The organism is Nocardiopsis sp. KDC1DS13DA1 (assembly GCF_055632325.1).
The window spans coordinates 1-603 of record NZ_JBVMUY010000066.1; the positions used below are offsets into that span (position 1 = coordinate 1).

Below are 603 nucleotides of genomic sequence, written 5' to 3' on the forward strand. Positions count from 1 at the left end.
GCGTGACGTCGCTGGCGTTGATGGGGTTGCACCGGGGGAGCCGGGCCCGGATCAGTGGGTCGATCGAGGTGGCCGGGCAGGATGTGGTGGCGGCCTCGGACAAGCAGTTGCGGCGGATGCGCGGCAACGACATCGCGATGGTGTTCCAGGACCCGATGCAGTCGCTGCATCCGCAGTACACGATCGGTAACCAGCTCGTCGAGGCGTACCGGATCCACCATCCCAAGGCGTCCAGGGCGCAGGCGCGTGCGCGGGCGGTGGAGTCGTTGGAGCGGGTGGGTATCCCCGACCCCGCGACGCGGGTCAACTCCTATCCGCACGAGTTCTCCGGGGGTATGCGCCAGCGTGTGGTGATCGCGATGGGGTTGATGTGCGATCCCAGGGTGCTGCTCGCCGACGAGCCGACCACTGCTCTTGATGTGACGGTCCAGGCCCAGGTGCTGGACCTGCTGGACGAGTTGCGCACGGACCTGGACATGGGGTTGATCCTGGTCTCGCACGACCTGGCGGTGGTGGCCGGGTCGGTGGACGAGGTCGTGGTGATGCGTCACGGTGTGGCGGTCGAGCGCGGGGACGTGCGCACGGTGTTGTCGGCGCCCGAGC

At 68.3% G+C, this 603-nt stretch carries 1 protein-coding gene; it reads left to right on the forward strand.

All coding sequences use genetic code 11. From position 1 onward, the window contains the following. Positions 1-603, forward strand: a 603-nt coding sequence (locus ACTVAJ_RS29355) for an ABC transporter ATP-binding protein (RefSeq protein ID WP_470391551.1), incomplete at both ends; no start/stop codon positions are given.